This window comes from Agromyces agglutinans, assembly GCF_009647605.1.
GTDB lineage: Bacteria > Actinomycetota > Actinomycetes > Actinomycetales > Microbacteriaceae > Agromyces > Agromyces agglutinans.
On record NZ_WJIF01000012.1, the window covers coordinates 18,056 to 38,704 of the forward strand.

At 72.3% G+C, this 20,649-nt stretch carries 21 protein-coding genes; 9 read left to right on the top strand and 12 right to left on the bottom strand.

All coding sequences use genetic code 11. The annotated features are described in order from the left end of the window. Nucleotides 1-84: 84 nt before the first annotated feature. Entirely contained in the window at nucleotides 85-1,698 is a 1,614-nt protein-coding gene (locus GE115_RS16045) for a M28 family metallopeptidase (protein WP_153685783.1), read from the bottom strand. 152 nt (nucleotides 1,699-1,850) lie between these two features. Between GE115_RS16045 and GE115_RS16050 the strand changes: the two genes are divergently transcribed. Next, entirely contained in the window at nucleotides 1,851-2,663 is an 813-nt protein-coding gene (locus GE115_RS16050) for a glycosyltransferase family 2 protein (RefSeq protein WP_153685784.1), read from the top strand. A 50-nt stretch (nucleotides 2,664-2,713) separates the two neighbouring features. On the opposite strand, the gene GE115_RS16055 is transcribed toward GE115_RS16050, so the two are convergent. Then, entirely contained in the window at nucleotides 2,714-3,685 is a 972-nt protein-coding gene (locus GE115_RS16055) for an alpha/beta fold hydrolase (protein WP_153685785.1), read from the bottom strand. A gap of 57 nt (nucleotides 3,686-3,742) precedes the next feature. Here GE115_RS16055 and GE115_RS16060 point away from each other — a divergent pair, with 57 nt between their 5' ends. Further along, on the top strand, nucleotides 3,743-4,144 hold the full coding sequence (locus GE115_RS16060) for a thioredoxin family protein (protein ID WP_153685786.1): 402 nt from the start codon (nucleotides 3,743-3,745) through the stop codon (nucleotides 4,142-4,144). Between the two features lie 3 nt (nucleotides 4,145-4,147). On the opposite strand, the gene GE115_RS16065 is transcribed toward GE115_RS16060, so the two are convergent. From GE115_RS16065 to GE115_RS16075, 3 genes are read right to left on the bottom strand one after another with little or no spacing between them, the layout of a single operon-like run. Further along, on the bottom strand, nucleotides 4,148-4,753 hold the full coding sequence (locus GE115_RS16065; RefSeq protein WP_153685787.1) for a hypothetical protein: 606 nt from the start codon (nucleotides 4,751-4,753) through the stop codon (nucleotides 4,148-4,150). Between the two features lie 9 nt (nucleotides 4,754-4,762). After that, on the bottom strand, nucleotides 4,763-5,659 hold the full coding sequence (locus GE115_RS16070) for an LLM class flavin-dependent oxidoreductase (protein WP_153685788.1): 897 nt from the start codon (nucleotides 5,657-5,659) through the stop codon (nucleotides 4,763-4,765). A 9-nt stretch (nucleotides 5,660-5,668) separates the two neighbouring features. Next, nucleotides 5,669-6,625 carry an EamA family transporter gene (locus tag GE115_RS16075; protein WP_153685789.1) on the bottom strand — a complete coding sequence of 319 codons (957 nt, stop codon included), beginning with the start codon at nucleotides 6,623-6,625 and terminating at the stop codon, nucleotides 5,669-5,671. A 114-nt stretch (nucleotides 6,626-6,739) separates the two neighbouring features. Here GE115_RS16075 and GE115_RS16080 point away from each other — a divergent pair, with 114 nt between their 5' ends. Beyond that, on the top strand, nucleotides 6,740-7,273 hold the full coding sequence (locus GE115_RS16080; protein ID WP_376765727.1) for a CGNR zinc finger domain-containing protein: 534 nt from the start codon (nucleotides 6,740-6,742) through the stop codon (nucleotides 7,271-7,273). Nucleotides 7,274-7,312: 39 nt separating this feature from the next. Here the strand turns inward: GE115_RS16080 and GE115_RS16085 are convergent, their stop codons facing one another. Together GE115_RS16085 and GE115_RS16090 are read right to left on the bottom strand one after the other, a co-directional pair. Beyond that, a complete protein-coding gene (locus tag GE115_RS16085) occupies nucleotides 7,313-8,068 on the bottom strand; it encodes an HNH endonuclease family protein (RefSeq protein WP_153685791.1) in 756 nt (251 codons plus the stop codon). A gap of 46 nt (nucleotides 8,069-8,114) precedes the next feature. Next, the gene (locus GE115_RS16090) at nucleotides 8,115-8,762 is read right to left on the bottom strand and encodes a uracil-DNA glycosylase family protein (RefSeq protein ID WP_312855266.1); all 648 of its coding nucleotides are present in this window, start codon (nucleotides 8,760-8,762) and stop codon (nucleotides 8,115-8,117) included. Nucleotides 8,763-8,792: 30 nt separating this feature from the next. Here GE115_RS16090 and GE115_RS16095 point away from each other — a divergent pair, with 30 nt between their 5' ends. After that, nucleotides 8,793-11,792, top strand: coding sequence for a DUF2207 domain-containing protein (locus GE115_RS16095; RefSeq protein ID WP_153685792.1), 3,000 nt, complete (start codon nucleotides 8,793-8,795; stop codon nucleotides 11,790-11,792). Nucleotides 11,793-12,080: 288 nt separating this feature from the next. Here the strand turns inward: GE115_RS16095 and rpsO are convergent, their stop codons facing one another. Further along, nucleotides 12,081-12,350, bottom strand: a complete 270-nt coding sequence (gene rpsO, locus GE115_RS16100; RefSeq protein WP_153685793.1) for a 30S ribosomal protein S15 — start codon at nucleotides 12,348-12,350, stop codon at nucleotides 12,081-12,083. 140 nt (nucleotides 12,351-12,490) lie between these two features. Between rpsO and GE115_RS16105 the strand changes: the two genes are divergently transcribed. Next, nucleotides 12,491-12,874 carry a DUF488 domain-containing protein gene (locus tag GE115_RS16105; RefSeq protein ID WP_153685794.1) on the top strand — a complete coding sequence of 128 codons (384 nt, stop codon included), beginning with the start codon at nucleotides 12,491-12,493 and terminating at the stop codon, nucleotides 12,872-12,874. Between the two features lie 159 nt (nucleotides 12,875-13,033). On the opposite strand, the gene GE115_RS19295 is transcribed toward GE115_RS16105, so the two are convergent. After that, nucleotides 13,034-13,519 (bottom strand): peptidoglycan-binding domain-containing protein, encoded by a 486-nt coding sequence (locus GE115_RS19295; RefSeq protein ID WP_216648851.1) that lies wholly within the window; start codon nucleotides 13,517-13,519, stop codon nucleotides 13,034-13,036. 260 nt (nucleotides 13,520-13,779) lie between these two features. On the opposite strand from GE115_RS19295, the gene GE115_RS19155 reads away from it, so the two are divergent. Both GE115_RS19155 and GE115_RS19160 read left to right on the top strand, forming a co-directional pair. Further along, the gene (locus tag GE115_RS19155) at nucleotides 13,780-14,616 is read left to right on the top strand and encodes a DUF222 domain-containing protein (protein WP_172979980.1); all 837 of its coding nucleotides are present in this window, start codon (nucleotides 13,780-13,782) and stop codon (nucleotides 14,614-14,616) included. An 11-nt stretch (nucleotides 14,617-14,627) separates the two neighbouring features. Beyond that, nucleotides 14,628-15,233 (top strand): HNH endonuclease signature motif containing protein, encoded by a 606-nt coding sequence (locus tag GE115_RS19160; protein ID WP_281350892.1) that lies wholly within the window; start codon nucleotides 14,628-14,630, stop codon nucleotides 15,231-15,233. Between the two features lie 91 nt (nucleotides 15,234-15,324). Here the strand turns inward: GE115_RS19160 and GE115_RS16125 are convergent, their stop codons facing one another. The 3 genes from GE115_RS16125 to GE115_RS16135 all read right to left on the bottom strand — a co-directional run bounded on the left by GE115_RS16125 (nucleotide 15,325) and on the right by GE115_RS16135 (nucleotide 18,401). Continuing rightward, on the bottom strand, nucleotides 15,325-16,395 hold the full coding sequence (locus tag GE115_RS16125) for a CPBP family intramembrane glutamic endopeptidase (RefSeq protein WP_246190847.1): 1,071 nt from the start codon (nucleotides 16,393-16,395) through the stop codon (nucleotides 15,325-15,327). A 240-nt stretch (nucleotides 16,396-16,635) separates the two neighbouring features. Then, nucleotides 16,636-17,478 carry a CPBP family glutamic-type intramembrane protease gene (locus GE115_RS16130; RefSeq protein ID WP_153685834.1) on the bottom strand — a complete coding sequence of 281 codons (843 nt, stop codon included), beginning with the start codon at nucleotides 17,476-17,478 and terminating at the stop codon, nucleotides 16,636-16,638. A gap of 35 nt (nucleotides 17,479-17,513) precedes the next feature. Next, entirely contained in the window at nucleotides 17,514-18,401 is an 888-nt protein-coding gene (locus GE115_RS16135; protein WP_376765729.1) for a Cof-type HAD-IIB family hydrolase, read from the bottom strand. A gap of 83 nt (nucleotides 18,402-18,484) precedes the next feature. Here GE115_RS16135 and GE115_RS16140 point away from each other — a divergent pair, with 83 nt between their 5' ends. Next, nucleotides 18,485-19,552 (top strand): M4 family metallopeptidase, encoded by a 1,068-nt coding sequence (locus GE115_RS16140; protein WP_153685836.1) that lies wholly within the window; start codon nucleotides 18,485-18,487, stop codon nucleotides 19,550-19,552. Nucleotide 19,553: 1 nt separating this feature from the next. After that, nucleotides 19,554-20,642 carry a hypothetical protein gene (locus GE115_RS16145; protein ID WP_153685796.1) on the top strand — a complete coding sequence of 363 codons (1,089 nt, stop codon included), beginning with the start codon at nucleotides 19,554-19,556 and terminating at the stop codon, nucleotides 20,640-20,642. Nucleotides 20,643-20,649: the final 7 nt, after the last annotated feature.

Genomic DNA, 20,649 nt, shown 5'->3' on the forward strand with positions numbered 1-20,649 from the left:
ACTATTCCCGCACGGAAGAGGCGGGGGTGCCGAATCGGCACCCCCGCCCCCTCACCGGTCAGTGATCGGCGGAATCCCGCGTGATCAGTGGTCCTCGCCGTGCGAGTGGCCGTGGTCGGGCGAGAGCCCGCCGCCGCCCGGCAGGTTGACCGTGCCCTCGGGGCCCGCGGGCGCCGGCAGGGCGAGGCCGCCCGGAACCGGCACGCCCGCCACGCCGTTCACCGACTCCGTCGAGTAGGCGTAGGCGAGCACCGCCAGCGCGATCGCGTCGACGTTCACGTCGAACGCGTGCTCGTCGATGTTGTCGATGGTGTCGCACGCCTGGTGGTAGCACTGGTCGTACGACTCACCGGCGATGCCGCCCCAGATCGCCGCCTGCTCGGCGGTCTTCACGACCTCGGCGCCCGTGAACAGGCCGCCCGCGGGGATGCCGTTCAGGATGAACGCCTCGTAGTCGCTGCGACCGCTGAACTCGGCGTCATCGTACGGCTCACCGACGCTCGTGTAGTAGCTCTCGAAGAGGTCCTCGATCTGCACCGAACCCTCGGGCACCGTCACGGGTGCGGGCCAGCCCGACTCGTCGCCGTCGTACGCCATGAAGATGTAGTTCGGCGAGGCGACCATGTCGAAGTTGAGGTACAGCGCGATCCGGTCCCGTTCGGCCTGGCTGAGCTCCTCGACGTACGCCGCCGACCCGAGCAGGCCGTCCTCCTCGGCGCCCCACCAGGCGAGCCGGATGGTGTTCTGGGGCTTCAGCTTCTCGAGGTTCTGGGCGAGCTCGAGCAGTGCGGCCGAGCCGCTGCCGTTGTCGTTGATGCCCGGGCCCTCGGGCACCGAGTCGAGGTGCGCGCCCGCCATCACGACGTTGTCGTCGTTGACGCCGGTCTTCTCGGCGATGACGTTCTTCTGCGGACGCTGCTCGGGCGCCGGGACGAAGACGTTCGCCGTCGAGCCGGCCTGCGCGAGTGCGACGCCCTGCTGGAAGCTGGCGCCGACGACCGGGATATCGTGCGAGACGGGCGAGCCGTCGGTCCGCGACGACGCGTCGGCGACGACGAGGCCCTCACGATCCGGTGTGTTGCCCTGGTTGAAGATGATCACCGCCGTCGCCCCCGCCTGGCCGGCGAAGTACGCCTTGTCGCCGAAGTTGCACGTGCCTCGTTGCACGAGCGCGATCGACCCGGCGGGGAAGCCGGCGAAGTCGGCGGCCTCGCAGCCGCTGCTGCTCGCCCGATCGCCGACGAGGTTGATATCCACCGGGACCACGGCGCCCGTGACGTCGCCCGAGCCGCTGCCCGAGAAGGCGCCGGTCGGGTACTCCGCCGCGACGGGCGTGAGCTGGCTCAGCGTCGACGCGCCGATGAAGGTGTAGTCGAACTCGTCGATCGTGACGTCCCAGCCGGCGTCCTCGAGCACGCCGACGACGTAGTCGACGCTCGCCTCGTAGCCCGGCAGGCCCGCGGCGCGGTTGCCGTCGTTCTCGTCGGCGATCGCCTGGAACGCCTCGAGATGCTCCGTCGCGCCGTCGGCGTCGACGCACTCGAGGAGCTTCGCGACCGTGTTGTTGTTGCGGTTGTCGCACTTCGCCGCTGGAGCCGCGGCCGCGGCCCCCGCCGGCACGAGTGCGATGGTGAACGCCGCGGCGGTCGCGATGGCGAACGCTCGTGTGCGCTTCGAAAGCGGTGCAGATGGGTACATCGTCTTCCCTTCCGTTCGGATGCCTCCGTCGGCACCCGTTCGGGGGAGCATAAGCTGGGTGGTCCCACGCGCGGAAGGCCCGGGTCTGGAATCGCCGCCGCAGCGCACGAATCGTGCGTGGCCGGCCGCTCCGATGGCTAGACTCACCCGTGATGAGCAGGATCTCGGTCGTCATCCCGTGCCTGGACGACGCGGGCCACCTCGCCGGGTGCCTGGCGGCGCTCGCCGCCCAGACCCGCCCGGCCGACGAGGTGATCGTCGTCGACAACGGGTCGACGGATGACTCGGCCGAGGTCGCCCGCGCGGCCGGCGCCACCGTGGTGACGCAGCCGCTGCGCGGCATCTGGCCCGCCACGGCCGCCGGGTTCGACGCGGCGTCGGGCGACGTCCTCGCGCGACTCGACGCCGACTCGGTGCCGCCGGCCGACTGGCTGGAGCGGCTCGAACGACGGCTCGCGGCCTCCGACCGGCCGACCGTGGTCACGGGCCCGGGCGCCTTCTACGGAGGCAACCGTGCCACTCGGTGGATCGCCCGGAACCTCTACATCGGCGGCTACTTCTGGGCGGTCGGCATCCTGCTCGGGCACCCGCCGATCTTCGGTTCCAACTACGGGATGCGCGCCGACGCCTGGCGGGATCTCCGCGGCATCGTGCACCGCGACCGCGCCGACCTCCACGACGACCTCGACCTCGCGTGGTGGATGCGTCCGGGCATGACCGTGGTCTACGAGCGCTCGCTCGTCGTCGGCGTCTCCGCGCGCCCGTTCGAGAGTTGGGGGGCACTCGGCCGGCGCCTGCGCATGGCCTTCCACACGCTCGCCGTCGAGTGGCGCGCGTGGCCGCCGCTCGACCGGCTCGCCGATCGCCGCGTCGCACCGGATGCCACGCGCGATGTCGAAGCACGCACCGACGGCGCGGCCATGGCCCACGACGACGTCGACGGCGACGCACCGGCCGCCGCCTGACGCACCCGCCCGGCCCACGAGCCTGCGCCCGTGGCATCCCGAATCGACGCTCAGCCCGCGTCGAACGCCGCCAGCATGTCGCGCACGAGCTGGTGCGGGGCCGTCTCGCACGGGCTGTGACCCGTCGCATACACCGAGAAGCGCGCGCCGATCTCGCGGGCGGATCGCTGGTGCAGCTCGACCGGCCAGAGGTCGTGCGCACCCACGGCGACGAGCTTGGGGATCGTGGCGGCGGCGACCTCGGCGCGCAGGTCGGGCGTGCGCATCATGCACGCGATGAGGTCGTCGACGCTGTCGCGCCGGGTGAGCGCGAAGCGCTCCCGGACGAACGCCAGCCGGCCGGGCGGCACGCGGTTCAGGTTGTTGCGGATGCCCCACAGCATGAGGGCAGCGCCCTGGTGCGGCGTCGTGAACGCCGAGAGCGGCCCGATGCGCTTGATGCCGCGGAACGCCTGCCCCGGCTCGGGCGGGCTGCTCAGGAGGGTCAGGCTCGCGAACGCGTCGGGCCGCGCGACGAGGGCCTGCTGGGCGAGCGTGCCGGCGAAGCTGTAGCCGAGCACGTGCACGGGCTGCGTGCCCGAGTCGAGCACGGCGAGCAGGTCGGCGAGGAACAGGTCGGCGTCGTAGCGTTCGCGCGGCGGGTCGGTGCGCCACGGCCCCGCGAGGTGCGATTCGTACTGCCCCGCCAGGTCGTAGGACTCGACGCGGAACCCCGCAGCCGCGAGCAGCGGCAGCATGAGCACGAAGTCCTCCTTCGACCCGGTGGCGCCCGGGATGAGCAGCACTCGCCGCCCGTCGCGCGGGCCGAGCGCGATCCGCGCGAGCGGCCCGCTCGGCGCGTCGAACACATCGGGTTCGGCGCCCTCGGGCAGCGTGCGCCAGTCGAAGTCGGGGATGGCGCGGTCGAGCATCTCGGCGTCGGACTGCCAGCCCGGAGGAGGCGGCGCGAGCACCCCGGCCGGCGTCGATCGGAACGACCCGTCGGTCACCGGTCGCCCCGCCTCGTCGCCCGCGCTCTCCATGGATCTCACGATAGCGGCGTCCAGCGGATGTCCGGACTCGGCCCGTATCGTGGAGGGATGCCTACCGTCGACCTCACCCTGGAGACCTTCGAGCAGACCATCCTCGAGGGCGGCACCGTCTTCGTCGACTTCTGGGCCGGCTGGTGCGGCCCGTGCCTCGCCTTCGCGCCGCACTACCAGGCGGCGGCCGAGGCGAACCCCGACCTCACCTTCGCGAAGGTCGACACCGAGGCCCAGCAGCAGCTCGCCGCCGCGATGAACATCACGTCGATCCCGACGATCATGGCGTTCAAGGACGGCATCGGCGTGTTCGCGCAGGCCGGCGCCCTCCCCCGCCCGGTGCTCGACGACCTCGTCTCGCAGGTGCGCGCGCTCGACATGGACCAGGTGCGTGCCCAGCTTTCGAGCGAAGCCCCGGCGTCATCCGAGCCGGCGGCTTCCGAGTCGGCGACGGCCTGACGCTCAGCCCAGCGCGTCGACGCCGCTGAGGTCGAGCTCGACCCCGAACGGTCGCTCGGCACGCGTGATGAACGCGGGCACGCGCACGTACTCGCCGCGCTGACGTCGCTCGTCGAGGGCCGCCGCCCATCGGTCCTGCGCGTCCTGGCGCAGGAAGCCGGCGTGGCGCGGCCGGTCGCCGTCGGCGACCCCGCCGACGAGCTGCACGCCGACGCGGTAGCGCGGCGACATCCAGCGACTCGCGCGGGGCACGAGGACCGCCTCCTGGGTCACCCCGCCGCGCACGCGCGCGAGCTCGATCGAGGACTGGTGCCGATGCGCGTCGTCGACCGGCACGACGGCGCGCACGTCGCGGTCGGCGGACGGCGCGTCCACGATCGCGAGCCCGTCGAGGGTCGCGAGGTCTCCCCAGCGGTCGGGGTTGCCGGGCCGGCGGTCGCGCACGAAGCCGACCACGAGGTACGCGATCGCGGCGATGAGCAGCACGAGGAACGGCCACAGCACCCAGGCCGGGGCATCCGGCCGGATGAATCCCGTCGCGAGCAGCAGCACGAACACGACGAGGTACGGGAACGGCTCCCAGCGCAGGAGCGGCTTGAAGCGCGGCATCCGATCAGGCTACGCGGGCTCGCGCAGGGCGCCGAATCGCGACGCGACCTCCTCGAGCACCGACTCGTTTCCGGCGTAGATGCCCTCGGGGCGCGGCCAGTGCGCGACGACATCGGTGAAGCCGAGCTCGCGCGCGCGACCGACCGCATCCTCGAAGGCGCCCGCGCTCTCGAGGGAGTACCTCCCCTCGGCGTCGAGCGACAGCGTGCGGTCGAGCGACGCGGGGTCGCGGCCCTGGCGCTCGCAGGCCTCCTCGAACCGGCGTGACAGTTCGCCGACCTGCTTCCACCAGTCGCCGCGGTCCTCGAACGTCGAGCCCGTCGTGATCCAGCCGTCGGCGACGCGTGCGGCGAACGCCAGGCCGCGAGGCCCGAGCGCGGCGACGTGCAGCGGCATGCGAGGGTGGCGAGCCGGCTCGCCCACCATGCGCGCCTCGTCGGCCGTGTACCACGCGCCCTCGAACGAGATGCCGCCGGCACCTGCAGGCTCGAAGCGCAGCAGGACGTCGAGGGCCTCGGTGAACTCCACGAAGCGCTCGTGCCGCTGCCGCGGCGTGAGCTCGGGCTGGCCGAGCACGAAGGCGTCGAAGCCGGTGCCGCCGGAGCCGATGCCGAGCAGCATCCGGCCGCCGGCGATGTCGTCGACCGTCGCGAGCTCCTTCGCGAACGGCACCGGATGCCGGAAGTTGGGGCTCGCGACGAACGTGCCGAGGCCGATGCGCTCGGTCACCGTCGCCGCGGCGGTCAGGGTCGGTACCGTCGCGTGCCATCGCTCGCCCGCGAGGCCGCGCCACGCGAGGTGGTCGTACGTCCACGCGTGGTCGAACCCGAGCTCCTCGGCGCCGCGCCAGTAGCGGGCGGCCTCGGGCCAGTCGTGCTGCGGGAGGATGACGATGCCGAAGCGCATGGATCGAGCCTACGAGCGCGTGGGCACCAGGTCGATGTCGAGGGCGCGCGCGGCCGGATCGCCCGGACGCCGCTCGAGGCGGATCAGCACGATGCCCGCCAGGATCGCGATGCCGCCGAGCGCCTGGAACGGCGTGATCGCCTCGCCCAGCACGATCCACGCGACGATCGCGGCGAACACGACCTCGGACAGGCCGAGGAACGAGGCCAGCCGGGTGCCGAGCATGCGGATGGCGCTGATGCCCGACACGTACGCGAACGCCGTCGAGACCGCACCGACCGTGAGCAGGGGCGCCCACCACGGAGCCATCGTGCCGAAGAACGCGACCTCGCCGAATCGCGCCTCGAACGGCACGAGCCCCACGGCCAACGAGAGGCCGAGCACGAGGCATCCGATCACGAGGCCCGAAGCGGCGAGTGCGATCGGGGGGATGCCCGTGTCCTCGCGCTCGCCGATCACGTAGTAGACGGCCACGCCGATCATCGCGACCGCCGCGAGCGCGAGGCCGATCGGGTCGAAGCTGCCGCCAGCCGGTCCGATGACGAGCACGAGGCCCGCCATCGCGACGGCCGAGCCCGCGAGCACGACGGCCTGCGGCGTGCGCCGCGTGCGCACCCAGGCGAGCGCGACGAGCGCGACGGGCGCGAGGTACTCGATCAGTAGCGCGAGGCTCACCGGGATGCGCGCGATCGACATGTAGAAGGCGAGTTGCACGCCGGCGACGGCGATCACGGCGTAGACGAGGACCGTCCACTTGGCGCGCCAGAGCGGCCGCAGGTCGAACCTCAGGGCGATGAGGCCCGGGACGACCAGGAGCATCGCGCCGACGAGCACGCGGAAGAACACGGCGGCGCCGGGCGACCAGCCGGACTCGAGCAGCGGTTTCACGATCGCGCCGCCGGCGCCGAACGCGAGCCCCGAGCCGAGGCCCAGTGCGATGCCGAGGATGCCGCGTGAGGTGCGCATGCCGATACCGATCCGTCCGTTCGCGAGTCGGGCGCCGTCATGCCCGAAAGTCGTTATGCTCGTGACAGTAGCGACATCGACGTCAGGAGTCAATTGATTTTCACCGATGACACCGTGGACGCGCTCCAGTTCGTGGCGGCGCTGCTCGACACCGTGCCGCTCGCCTCCGAATCGGGCGCCGACGAGCTGAGCGAGCCCGCGCAGCTGAGCCGGCTGCTGGCCGCGTGGAAGTACTCCGGCCGACACGACGGCGACGCCCGCGAACTCGCCGAGGTCCGCGCCGCGCGCGACCGCCTCCGCGCGCTCTGGGCCCTCGATCGCGATGCCGCCGTCGACGAGGTGAACGCGATCCTCGCCCAGGCCCGCGCACTCCCCCGACTCGTCCGCCACGACGACGAGGACTGGCACATCCACGCGACCTCGCCCGAGGCACCGCTGGCCGAGCGCATCCTCGTGGAGGCCGCGATGGCCTTCGTCGACGTCATCCGCGCCGACGCCACCGAGCGCCTGCGCACCTGCGCCGCCGACGACTGCGAGGGCTCGTTCCTCGACCTGTCGAAGAACGCGTCGCGGCTCTACTGCAGCGCGCGGTGCGGCAACCGCGTCGCCGCACGCGCCCACCGCGCGCGCGCCGCCGACGCCGGCTGAGGCCGGCACCCCGGAGGCCCCGGCCGGCGCCGCCGGCTCTCATCCGGCGACCGGGCACCCCGCGGCCTCGACGGCCACGGCGTCGGCCGGCGCGATCGTGAGGTCGTACGTCGCGAGGATCGCGAGGAAGGCCGCGTGGTACGCGCACGTGTGGTCGGCCGTCGGAGACCACTCGGCCGGGCCGTGATCGGACTTCGCCTGGTTCGCGCGGCCGTCGACCGCGAGCAGGTTCGCCGGGTCGTTGGCGAACGCCCGGCGTTGGTCGGCGGTCCATTCGGATGCCCCGTGCCGCCACGCGTACGACAGGGCGACGACGTGGTCGATCTGCACGCGATCGCTGCGCTCGCCGCGCTCGAACCGGATGGTGGCGCCCGTGTACGGGTCGACGAGCACGCCGCGCGCGATCACGCAGTCGCTGCCGTTGCGATGCACCGCTTCGTCGAGATCCCTCGCGAGGACGTCGTTGCGCGTGTCGCAGCCGTTGCGATCGACGTCGGCCCACGCGTCGCCGAACGCGGCGCGGTCGTAGTCGTCACCGGATGCCCCGTCGGCGACGACCACGTCGGCCAGCGTCGCGTCGCCTGCGGCGGGACCGGGAACAGCACCTCCGGGACGAGCGTCGCCGAGGAGTCCCCCGAGGCCCGCCTGATCGAGGAAGTCATCGATCGCGGAATGAGCGTCAGCGGGCGCCGTGGGCGCCCCGAGGAGGATCCACGCCACGAGCAGCAGGGCGGGCACGGCGGTGCCGGTCGCGAGCGCGCGTCGGCGCGCGCACCGGGGCGCAGGTCGGGTCATCCGTTCAGCGTATGCGCAGCCGCCGACCAGCCCGCGTTCGGCGGGCTCACAACGTCCGCGGGTCGGCGCGCGGCGCCTCGACGGGCACCGTGTCGGCAGTCGGCGCCTCGGTGCCCAGCGCCTCGGCGACGCGTCGGCGGAGATCGGGCACCAACTCCTCCTCGAACCACGGATGCCGCTGGTGCCAGCCCACGTTCAACGGCGACGGATGCACCACCGGCACGACCTCGGGCGCGAACTCGCGCCAGGCCCGGACGGTCTCGGTGAGCGAGCCGCGCCAGCGATCGCCGAGATGGAACCGCTGCGCGTGCGCGCCGACGAGGATCGTCAGCCGCGGGCGGATGAGCCCGAGGATGCGCGGATGCCACGCCGCCGCGATGCCCCGCCGCGGCGGCAGGTCGCCCGAGGCGCCCTTGCCCGGATAGTAGAAGTCCATCGGCACGATCGCGAAGTCCGACGGGTCGTCGAACCGATCCCGCGGGACATCCAGCCACCGGAGCAGCCGGTCGCCGCTCGCGTCGTTGAAGGGGACGCCGCTCTCCTGCGCCCGGCGACCCGGCGCCTGGCTGAGGATCGCGACCTTGGATCCCGGCGATCCCACGACGAGTGGCCGCCAGCCCAGCGCGGTGAACGCGGCGTTCGCCGGGTCGGCGGCGATCTCGTCGCGGAGCACCTCGAAGACGTCGTCGGTCACGCCTCCATCCTCCCGCCTAGAATCGGGCGGGTGACCCGCCGCCCCCGACCCGACGATGGCAGCGCCTCGGCCGCACCCGACGACGCGGAACCCGCCGACACCGCACCCGACGTCCCGGCTCCCGATGACGCCATCGTCGACGATCGCCCCCGGCACACCCCGTTGTGGGCCCTGCTCTCGGGGTGGCTGCTCGGACTCGAGGCGTGGCTGCGCTCGCACGGCGGCCGGGGCCTGCGCCGCGGCATCCGCGTGTTCTGGGCGGCGGTCGCCGCAGCCGGCGCGTTCCTGCTCGTCGGGCCAGTGATCAACCCGCCGATGACGCTCGACGACATCACGTCGTCGGCGTCGAGCGCGACCGACGACTGGATCGCGCGCGAGTTCGCGGCCGACTACCGCATCGACCGCGACGACGACGGGCGCCTTCGCGCCGAGGTCGAGGAGCGCATCGACGCCCGCTTCCCCGACGGCGTCGAGGCGACGGGCATCGACCGGGTCCTCGCGACCGAGTACCAGGGGCACGCGCTCGACCCCTCGGCGATCAGCGCGACCCTCGACGGCGAGCCGGTCGAGGTGGCGATCCGTCGGGATGCGACGCAACTCACCGTGACGATCGACGGCGGCGAACCGCTCTCGGGCGACCACGAGTTCGAGGTCCGCTACCGGTTGCAGGACCTCGCCTACCCCACCGTCGACGACGCGACCGGCGACGAGGTCGACCTGCTCGAGTGGGACGTGTTCGGTCCGTCGTGGCCGCAGGCGTTCTCGGGCCTCGACGTCACCATCTCGATCCCCGACGAGCTCGACGACCGGCTCATCCGCGAGCCCCGCGGCAGCCTCGCGTGGACCCTCGTCGGCGGCGGCGAATGGCTCGAGCCCGAGCCCGACGGCCCGGCCGGCCGGGTGACGTACCGCATGACGAACGACCAGAACATCCCGCCGCACGCGCAGGCCTGGTTCACGATGAGCTTCGAGGCCGGCACGTTCGCGATGCCGCCGGTCTCGCCGCTGTTCGTGGTGCAGAGCTTCGGGCCGCTGCTGCCGCTCGCCCTGCTGGTCGTGGCGCTGCTGTTCGCGCTCGCCGCGCGCGCGGTCGCGTGGGCCGATGCGCGGGGACGGCCGTGGTTCGTCGCGCGGCACGACCCTCCGAATGTCACGCCCGGCATCGCCGCGCACGTGCTCGGCGCGCCGCGCGCGGTCGAACTCGGCGAGGCGCTCGATGCCATCCCGCAGCGGAGCCCGCGGGGCGGCATCGATCCGGCACCTCGGGTGCGCGCCGCGCGGGCCGCCCGGCGCACCGGCCGGTTCGGAGACCTCCCCCGCGCGCTCACGCGCTACTGGTTCGGCGCCGACCGGCGGCGGATCGTGGCCGACGGGCTCCGCCGAGTGCCGAACGGGTTCGTGCGCGACGCGTTCCTCGCCGCCCCGCCGGCGCTCGTGTTCGTGCAGTGGGGTCTCGTCCGGCAGCTCTCGCACCAGGCGACCCTCGCGGTCGTGTGGTGGCCGGTGGCGTTCGTCGTCGCCTCGACCGTGATCGCCGCGATCATCATGTGGATCGCCTGGTCGTCGCGCCCGCTCACGCGCCGGGGCGCCCTGCTCAAGCAGCACCTGCGCGGCATCGAGGCCTTCGCGGAGCGCACGCAGCTACTCGATCGGGGACCGTCGAGCGACCTCGCGCTCCCCTATGCCGTGCTCGGCGCCGAACCCGGATCCGCCGGCCGCCGGGTGGCGGCGATGCTCGATGCCGAGATCGGCGACACCACGTCGCGACGCGGATGGCGCACCCCCGGCTACCTGACCTGGCCCCGCCTGCTCGTGATCGGGGCATCCCTGCTCCTGCTGCCGGCCATGATCGCGATGATCGTGCTGGTTCCGCACCCGTACGAGCGTGGCATCAGGTCGGCCGCCTACGACCAGGAGCTGCCGGGAACGCTGTACACGACCGTCGAGTCCGCCGAGATCGTGGGCGAGCTCACGCGGTCCGCCGACGGGCGAGCGGTCGTGGCGGTCACCGAGCGATACGAGGTCGCCTTCGACGACTCGAGCGGACGCGTGCCGCAGTTCGCGCAGCAGTGGCGCGACCGCGTCGAGGGTCAGCCCCTCGACCTCCACCTCGATGCGGTGCGCATCGACGGCGACGAGGTGCCCTTCGTGACGGAGCAGGTGCGCGACACGCTGCTCGTGCACACGATGCTGCGGGAGGTGCTCGCAGGCAGCCACGACGTGGTCGTCGAGTACACGCTGCGCTCGGCGGCCGTGGGCGCCACGGGTGACGAGGGCGGCTACGGCCGAGGACCGACCGTCGACCGCGTGCGCTGGGCCGCGCTCATGGAGGGTTGGGACCTGGCGTCGTCGTGGCGCGACCTCGACACCATGGAGTTCGCGCCGACCCGGGTCGAGTTCCGGGTCGCCGACGACCTGTACGACCTCGCGACCGAGAGCGGATGGCTCACGCGCGACACCGACGCGGCCGATGAGGTGCGCGACTGGCCCGAGACGGTCGTGCCGTTCGGCGACGTCGACGAGGCGGTCGCCGATCCGGCGCAGCACGGCGTCGAGGAGACGACGGATGACTCGGGCGGCGAACTCGTCGCCGCGGTCGAGTTCGAGGACACCGAGTACGGCACGCCGCTCGCCCTCTCGGTCGACGACCTCGGCGTGCGACTGGACTTCCCCGCGGGCACGTTCACGGGACCTGACACGGAGGCTCGGCGCGCGTGGCAGGCGATCGCCGCCCTGCCGTTCGCCGCGACGCTCGGCCTCGAAGTGCTCGCGATCCTCGTCGCCGGCGCAGGCATCCTCGCGGGCCTGCGGCGGGCGCCGATCGCGTTCCGGCCCGGGGTGTTCCGCGACCTGCTCGTATGGTTCGCGCCGGCCGCCCTGCTGACGGCGATCGTCGGCTTCGTGTGGTTGACCGGCGACATGGTCGCGGACCATCCCGTGCTGCCCGCGCTCGGCCTGCCGCTCGTCGTCGCGCTCGCCGCCGTCGTCGCATCACTCGTGCTCACTCGGCGCAAGCGCGCGCCTGTCTGATCCGGTCCTGCGGAACTGAACGGGCCCATGCGGCCCTGGCCTGAACGCGAAGCGGAGGAGATCCGGTGCGACACGCCGGCTAGCGCCGGCGCGCCGCACCGGATCTCCTCCGTCCTGCACACGGCTTCCGGGGGCGGTGGACGCCGGGAGCGAGGCATCCGGCTCGTTGACGCGCCTCGCCGGCATGACGAAGGCCCCCGCGCCGCCGGAGCGGTGCGAGGGCCTTCGCAAGAAGTTCGCGGTGTCTTCGAGAGCCGCGTCACCGCACGAATGCGGCGCAGACGACGCTCAGCGGCGAAGCCCGAGACGCTCGATGAGCGAGCGGTAGCGGTTGATGTCGACGTCGGCGAGGTAGCCGAGCAGACGACGACGCTGACCGACGAGGAGCAGCAGGCCACGACGCGAGTGGTGGTCGTGCTTGTGCGCCTTGAGGTGCTCGGTGAGGTCCTTGATCCGCTTGGTGAGGATCGCGATCTGGACCTCGGGGGATCCAGTGTCACCGGGGTGCGTCGCGTACTCTTCGATGATCGCCTTCTTGGTGTCTGCATCCAGAGCCATAGATGGGATCCCCTTCCTTCTCGTTGCGCGCTGCCCGGGGCCTGATGCCTGGGCTCTCTTCATGCGCGGCCGATTCACGGCAACCTCACGAGTCTAGCAGAGCATTGCCGCGGGTCGGCGACCGGGCCAGACTGGACGGCATGGGGTTCGCCGCGAAGCGCGTCTACGACCCGGCCGCGGCGACCGACGGCTACCGCGTACTCGTCGATCGGCTGTGGCCGCGGGGACTCTCGAAGGAGCGCGCCGCGGTCGACGAGTGGGCGAAGGATGTCGCCCCCTCCCCCGAACTGCGCACCGAATGGCACCACGCCGCCGACCGCGAGGGCACGTTCGACGGCTTCGCGGCCCGCTATCGCGCCGAGCTCGACGAAGGCGGCGCCGCCGAGGCGGCCGAGGCGCTCCTCGCGCTCGCGGGCGAGCACGACCGCATCACACTGCTGTACGGCGCCCGCGACGAACGGATGAATCACGCGACCGTGCTGCTCGACTGGCTCGCGGCGCACGGGGCATCCGTGGATCGGTGATCGGAGCGGTTCGCGAAGGCCATCGACGACGACCGGCGTGTGGAACTCGAGGCGCGCATCTCCTCGCGGGGAGGTACAAGCACGCGGGATGGGCGTGGGCACCGGACGGGGCCCCGATCGGTGATCGAGGCCCCGTTCGGCGGCTCGCGCCGACGGTGATCAGTACTTGGAGATCACCTTGATGCCCGCGGGGCCCACGGGCACGTCGACGTAGCATCCGGCGTCGTACGCGGCGTTCCACGCGGCCTTCTGCTTCGCGTGCGCGGTCGACAGGTTGAACGATCGAGTGCCCGCGTAGCGGCACAGCTGGTACCAGGTCTTGGGGCCGACCACACCGTCGGCGGAGAGGCTGAGGTAGCGCTGGAAGCGGACCACGTTCGTCTTGGTGTTGGCGCCGAAGCTGTTGTCGACGGCGAGCTGGTAGCCGCCGTAGACGCTGCCGCGCGAGTAGGCGATGCCGTTGAGCATCGTCTGGATCTTGCCGATGCAGGTGGCGTAGCCGCCCGAACCGTACACGTGCGCCGTGCACCCCTTGCCGGTCGAACCGGTGTTGGCGCTGGCCGCGGTCGCGGGAACGATGGCGAGCGCCCCGGCGATGGCGAGTGCGATCGCGCCTCCGGCGATCCTGCTCTTGATGGTCTTCACGTCGAACTGCTCCGTTCGGGTCGTCGGGCGCCGGATCGGTGCCCTCACGGGTGGCGTGCGCGATGTGCGCGGCGCGATCGTATCGAGCGGCCGAAGCCCGGTGGAATGGGGAGGAGTACCCGTGTGCGCCGGCGGTCGAGGAGGTCTGGCGGCGGGCGGGTCGACCCACTCGCTCCGCGGGTCGAGGAGCGCCGAAGGAGCGCATCGAGACTCCTCCGCCGGGCCCGTGGAATGTCGGTGGCACCCGGTTGAATGAACACATGTCAGCCACCCTGCTCGCCCCGCCCGAGGCGGCGCTCGAGTGGGAGCTGATGTCGATCGCGGCCTTCGACGGCATGATCCGGCAGATCCAGGCCGACCAGTACCGGCGCGTCCAGCGCGCCCGTGAACTCGCCGCCGAGGTCGAGCGGGTGACCGAGTCGAGCACGTCGCGCGAGCGCGACATGGCGACGCGGTCGTTCGTCGCCGAACTCGCGACGACGCTCGGGCAGCATGAGGTCGCGGCCGCGCGCCTCGTCGCCGAAGCCGAACGCCTCACCGGCCCGCGCGCCGCAACGCTCGACGCCCTGGGCGCCGGCGACCTCGGGCTCACCCAGGTGCGCTCGGTGCTCGAGCTCACGCGCGACCTTCCGGCCGACGTCGCCGATCAGGTCGAAGCGGTCGCCGTCGCGGCCGCGGCGGCGGCCGTCGCCGACGGCACCGCGTCGACGAACGCCGACCTGCGACGGCGGATGCGCCGGGCGCGTGAGCGGATGCATCCCGAACCGCTTGCCGACCGGCGCGCTCGCGCGGCTGAAGACCGGCGCGTGTGCGTCGATGCGGCACCCGACGGCATGGCCTGGCTGAGCGTGTTCCTCGAAGCCGAGCGCGCGGTGGCGATCGAGCACCGACTCGAACTGCTCGCCGGGCGAGCGCCGGCCGGCGACGGCGACGTGGGCGACGACGACGGCCACGGCGACGGCGACACGCGCATCCGAACGCAGCGCGCCGCCGATCTCGCCGCCGACCTGCTGCTCGCCGGCACCCTCTCCGATGACGAGCGCACCCGTGCCGACATCGCGACGCCACCGGCACCGTGCAGCCTCGGCTCAACGTGACCGTTCCGGCGATGACGCTGCTCGGCCTCTCCGACGAACCCGCAGAGCTCGACGGGTACGGCCCGATCGACGCCGACACCGCTCGTCGCCTCGCCGCACACGCGCCGTCGATGCGGCGCATCCTCGTGCACCCCGAGACCGGCGCCGTGCTCAGCTACGGCCGCGAGCACTACCGGGCTCCGGCCGACCTCGATGGCTTCGTCCGCGTCCGTGATGGGCAGTGCCGGTTCCCGGGTTGTTCACGCCGCGCCGAGCGGGCCGACCTCGACCACACCACCGCGTGGGAGCACGGCGGTCGCACCGACGCCGCGAATCTCGCGGCGCTCTGCCGACATCATCACCGACTCAAACATGAGAGCGGGTGGCGAGTCGAGCACGAGGCAGGCGGAGTCATGCGGTGGACCTCACCGGCCGGGCACGTGCTGCGAACCCTCCCCGAACGGCCGTTCGTGCCGGTCGGGGCGGGTGAGGGCATGGCAAGGCCTGCACGCTCCGATGGGCCACCGCCGGGCCTGCCTGCGGAACCGATGTCGCCCGACCCGCGAACGTCATGCGAGCGAATCGACTCGGAAACGGTCGGCCCTGGCGAGCGCTACGGCGTCCTCGCACCGTTCTGAGCATCCAGCACGGTCGCCCGTCGGATGCGGCAGCACGTCCGCGGCGCACCGCACGCCGGCGCTGCACGCGACTCACCGCGCCGCGCGCCGCCTACCCCTCCCGCGACTCCGCGAGCGTCAGCCCCGGCGCCGGCTGCTTGCGCAGCTGACCCGTCACGACGATCGCGACGACGCAGAGGGTGAGCAGGATCCAGCCCGGCCAGCCGAGGAACGTGCCCCACGGGGTGACCGGCAGTTCCGACTCGTCGATGAAGAAGAGGAACTGCGCGGTGGCCGTGTTGACCGCACCGTGCGCGATGACCGCAGGCCAGACCGACGCCGAGCGCAGCCGCATCCAGCCGATGACGAATCCGCCGAGCACGCAGAACACCACCATGCACGCCACGCCGACGAGGTCGGTGAGCCCGTAGTTGTAGCCGAGCAGGATGATCGGCGAGTGCCAGAGACCCCAGATCACACCGGTCAGCACGAGCGCGGGAACGGTGCCGAGCGGGCGCAGCGCGGGCAGCAGCCAGCCGCGCCAGCCGAGCTCTTCACCGAACGCGGCGAAGCTCGAGAAAAGGGTCGCGAACGGCAGGCTCAGGATGCCGATCAGCATGAACGTCTGCGCGTCGAGGGTTCCGGTCGGATCGACCTGCTCCACGTACGCCGCGGCACCGCTGAGGCCCGCGAAGTCGAGCCGGATGAGGCCCATCGCCTGCCCGAGCAGCATCGCCGCGAACGGCAGCACCGTGAACACGACGAACGCCAGAGCGATGAACAGCCACGTGCGCCCGGAGGGCCGGAACGGCACCAACCCGAGCAGGCGCCCCACCCGCGGCGGACGGCGGACGAAGAAGACCACGACGAGCGTCGCCAGCGTGGGCGTGAACATCAGGGCGAACGCGATGACGCCGAAGGCCGGGTGAGCGAGCCCCTCGCCCGAGAGCCACAGCGGCAGGCACACGAGCCAACCCGCGCCGAAGGAGATCACGGTGAACACGGCGACCGCGACCCACGGCACACGGTCGGGGAAGACCGGCCCGCGGTCGGTGTTCTTCGCGCGCTGTGCGGCGGCCTTCTGCGCGCGGCGCTCGGCCGGCGTCGTCGCGGGCGCGGCCCAGGCGGGCGCGTTGACATGCGCCGTGGCGGCGACCGGCGCGGGCATCGGTTCGTTCGTCATACGCTCATCGAACCAGCCCTACCGACCGGGCGCCTCCACCGGGCGACGGATCTTACGTTCCGCCGCGCGGCGGAACGCAACCTGACGGAACGCCACGCGACGGAACGCCGAGCGACGGCACGCCGCGCAACGGCACGCCGCGCAACGGCACGCCGCGCGACGGAACCGCACGCCACGGTCGCGCCGCACAACGCCACTCGACCGAACGCCACGCCCCGAACCCCACGGCGAGGCATCCGCTCACGGCGCGAGCAGGAAGATCGGCGGCCACCCGGTGTGCGCGTAGACGATCACGGCGAAGACGACCGCGTCGAACAGCAGGTGCACGACGAGCACGTACGTCAGCGACTTCGTGAGTGAGAACGTCCACCCCTGGATGAGGGCGAACGGGATCGTCAGCAGGGGTCCCCACGACTGGTAGCCGAGCTCCCACAGGAATGACACGAACACGATCGCCTGCAGCAGGTTCGCCTGCCACACCGGGAAGTGGCGCTTCAGCAGCACGAACACGGTGCAGACGAAGAACAGTTCGTCCCACGTGCCGACCGCGTTGACGCCGACGAACAGGCGCGCGATCTCGTCGGGCTCGGTCACCGTCGGCCAGTTCTGGTAGACGCCCGAGGTGATGAAGTAGAACGGCAGGATGAGCCATCCGGCGAAGGTCACGAAGATCAGGTAGAGCCACTGCGTGCGGTTCCAGCGCTGCCCGGTGCGCCACGGGAAGCGAATGACGCGCTCGCGGTACACCCATCGCGAGATGACGTAGGGCACGAGCACGGCGAGCCCGAGCACGACCGTGAACCGCACCATCGACGGGTAGCTGATATCGGCCTCGAGCGACATCGTCGAGATGATCGCCTGGCCGATCGCGACGAGCGCGAGGTCGGGCAGCAGGCGGCTCGTACGGCCCGAACGATCGCACAGCCACGCGGCGACGAGGCCCGCGACGAGCAGGCCGTAGCCCACGAGCGGCAGCATGAACCCGAACAGGGCCACGGCGGCGCCGCACACGAGCACGGCTGGGATCAGGCCGATCGGGTGCGTGCGCACGTCGGGTACGGCGACCGGGAGTGGCGTCGTCATCGGCGGTCGGTCGTCATCGGCGTCAGTCATCGCGCTCAGTGGTCGGCGCCGACGAGGCCGCGCTCGGAGGCCTCGACCCACCGGCTCAGGAAGCGGGCGCCCGCCTCGTCGTGGATGACGTCGTCGACGTACAGCACGTCGTAGCCGGTCTCGGGCACGCCGTCGGCCGGCCGCACGTCGACATGCCGCACCGCCTCCCCCTGTTCGTGCAGCCAGTCGGCCATGCGGTAGTCGCCGCGCGAGTCGCCCATCGTGCGCCAGTGGCGCGGTCGGATGCCACGCTCGCCGAGCAGCGCGACCGCGCGCTGCGCGCCGAGGTCCTTGCCCAGCTGCACCGACTCCACGTCGGTCGAGATGATCGTCGGATCGATGCGCCACTGCACGGCGCCCGAGGCATCCACTCGCTCGACGCCCTCGCGAACCGTGCCGAATCCGCGGGCGGCGAGCGCCTCGGCGGCGACGCGATCGAAGTCGGGCTGCGCCGCGAGATACCGGTCGGATGCCACGTCGACGCGCTGCTCGACCGAGACCATGGCCCGTTTCGTCTCGTCGAAGAACATGAGGTCGGCGAAGCGCCGCGCGACGAGCTCGCGCATCTCGGCCGCGAAATCGGCGGGCATCGCGAGGGCCTCGTCGACCTGCACCTCGCCGAGCCCGCGCTCGTCGATCGCCGCCCAGACCGCGCCCTTCTCGCAGACCGCCCACACGGGCGCGCCCGGCTCGAGGCCGGCCGCGAGCATCGGCGGCACGACCTGCTCGGCGATGAAGGCGTCGGAACGGCCCGTGTTGAACACGACCGGATTGCCGGCGTTCGCGAGTGCGGTGAGGTCGCGCGCGATCGTGGCGATCGCGAGGCTGCGCGTCACGGGACTCGCGAGCGGCCCGTCGACGTCGAGCAGCAGGCCGAGGAGCGGGGATTCGATCACCCGGACAGCCTATTCGCGACATCCGACGACACGGCTCGCCACGTGTCGGCGGAAGGTGCGAGCATCGACGCATGACCCGGATGCGACATGCGATCGTCCCGCCCTACCTGCTCGCGCGCATCGCCGCCGTCGCCGACGAGCGCTACCCGATCGCCGCGGACGCGGCGCGGCGCTCGCTCGTGCGCGACGCGCCCGTGCGCGAGTGGCGCCTGCGCGGCGAGCTGCCGCCGTTCGCGCACGATCGCCTGCCGTCGGTGCTGCCCGACGCCCCGTCGAGTCCCGACCGGCGCATCTCCGACGCGCAGGGCTCCGAGACCCTGCCCGGCCGGCTCGTGCGCCGCGAGGGCCAACCCGCGACGGGCGACGACGCCGTCGACGAGGCGTATGACGGGCTCGGCGACACCCACCGCATGTTCGACCGCGTCTTCGGCCGCGACTCGATCGACGGCACCGGCATGCCGCTCGAGGCGACCGTGCACTACGGCGACCGCTACGACAACGCGTTCTGGGACGGCGAGCGCATGGTCTTCGGCGACGGCGACGGCGAGATCTTCAGCGGCTTCACGAACTCGATCAGCGTGATCGGGCACGAACTCGCGCACGGCGTCACCGAGCGCACCGCGAACCTGCGCTACCAGGGCCAGTCGGGCGCGCTCAACGAGCACGTGTCCGACGTGTTCGGCGCCCTGGTCGAGCAGTACACGCTGGGTCAGGATGCGGGGGCGGCGACCTGGTTGATCGGCGAGGGCATCTTCACCGACGCGGTGGAGGGCCGCGCGCTGCGCTCGATGCTCGAGCCCGGCACCGCGTACGACGACGACGTGCTGGGGCGCGATCCCCAGCCCGCGCACTACGACGACTACATCCAGACCCGTGAAGACAACGGCGGCGTGCACCTGAACTCCGGCATCCCGAACCGCGCGTTCGCGCTCGCGGCGACGGCGCTCGGCGGGTTCGCGTGGGAGCACATGGGCCGCATCTGGTACGCCACGCTGACCTCCGGCCGGCTCGCCGTCGACACGGGGTTCCACCGGTTCGCGGGCGAGACCGTGCGCGCGGCGTCCGAGCGCTTCGGCGCCGACTCGCGCGAGACCCGGGCCGTGCGCGAGGCGTGGGCGGCCGTCGGCGTCGCTCCCGAAGAGGTCTAGCGTGCCCGAAGTCGCCCCCTCGCTGGCCGACCCACGCCCGGTCCGAATCCCCACGCACGCCGAATACGTCGACAACCGGCGCGACGCGCGCGAATTCGGGCACGACTTCGCCCTCCTGCCCACCCTTGGCGCGGCGGCCGTCGTCGCCGTCGCGGCCGCAACCGCCGTCGTCATCGCCGTGCTCGCCCTGGAAGACGCGGTGCGTTCGAGCACCACGACCGACGACTGGTCGAGCTTGGCGGGCCCGCTGCTCGGCATCGGCACCTTCGTCGGCGTACTCGTGCTCGCGTACCGCGTCATCGTCGGCCGCATGCTCGACCGCGAATTGCGGGCCCAACGATGGGCGGAGGCGCACGGATTCGCCTACGAGACCGGTGGCGAGCTGCACCTGCCGGGGCTCATCTTCGGCATCGGCGACGACCCGCACGTGGTCGAGCGCGTGCGATCGCTCGACGGCGCCAGGTCGGTCGAAGCGGGCACCTACCGGTACACGACCGGCAGCCGCAAGAGCCGCACCATCCATGAGTGGACCTATGTGGCCGTGCGCCTGGAGGCCCCGCTCCCGCACCTCGTGCTCGACGCGAGAGCGAACGACCTCGGTGGCTCGAACCTGCCGGCCAGCCTCTCGCGGCACCAGCGGCTGAGCCTCGAGGGCGACTTCGATCGCTGGTTCCAGCTCTACGCGCCGTCGGGCTACGAGACCGACGCGCTCTACGTGTTCACCCCCGACCTGATGGCCCTGCTGATCGACCAGGCGGGCGCCGACGACGTCGAGCTCGTCGACGACTGGATGATCGGCTACCGCAAGGGGCCCGCCGACCTCGCGTCGCCCGAGTTCTGGGAACGGTTGCGCCGGCTCGGCGTGACCGTCGCCGATGGGGTCGCGAAGCGCGCGGCACGGTACCGCGACGACCGGGTCACCGGAAACCTGCGACCGGCCGAAGCGATCCTGGCGGGCGTCGCCGCGCCTCCCGCACGTGTCGCGACGCCCGGCCGGCGGCTGCGTCGACGCGTCTCCTGGCGGACCTGGGTCGTGCCCGTGATCGCCGCCGTGTGGATCGCGATCATCGCCGGACGCGTGTTCGGCTGACGACGGC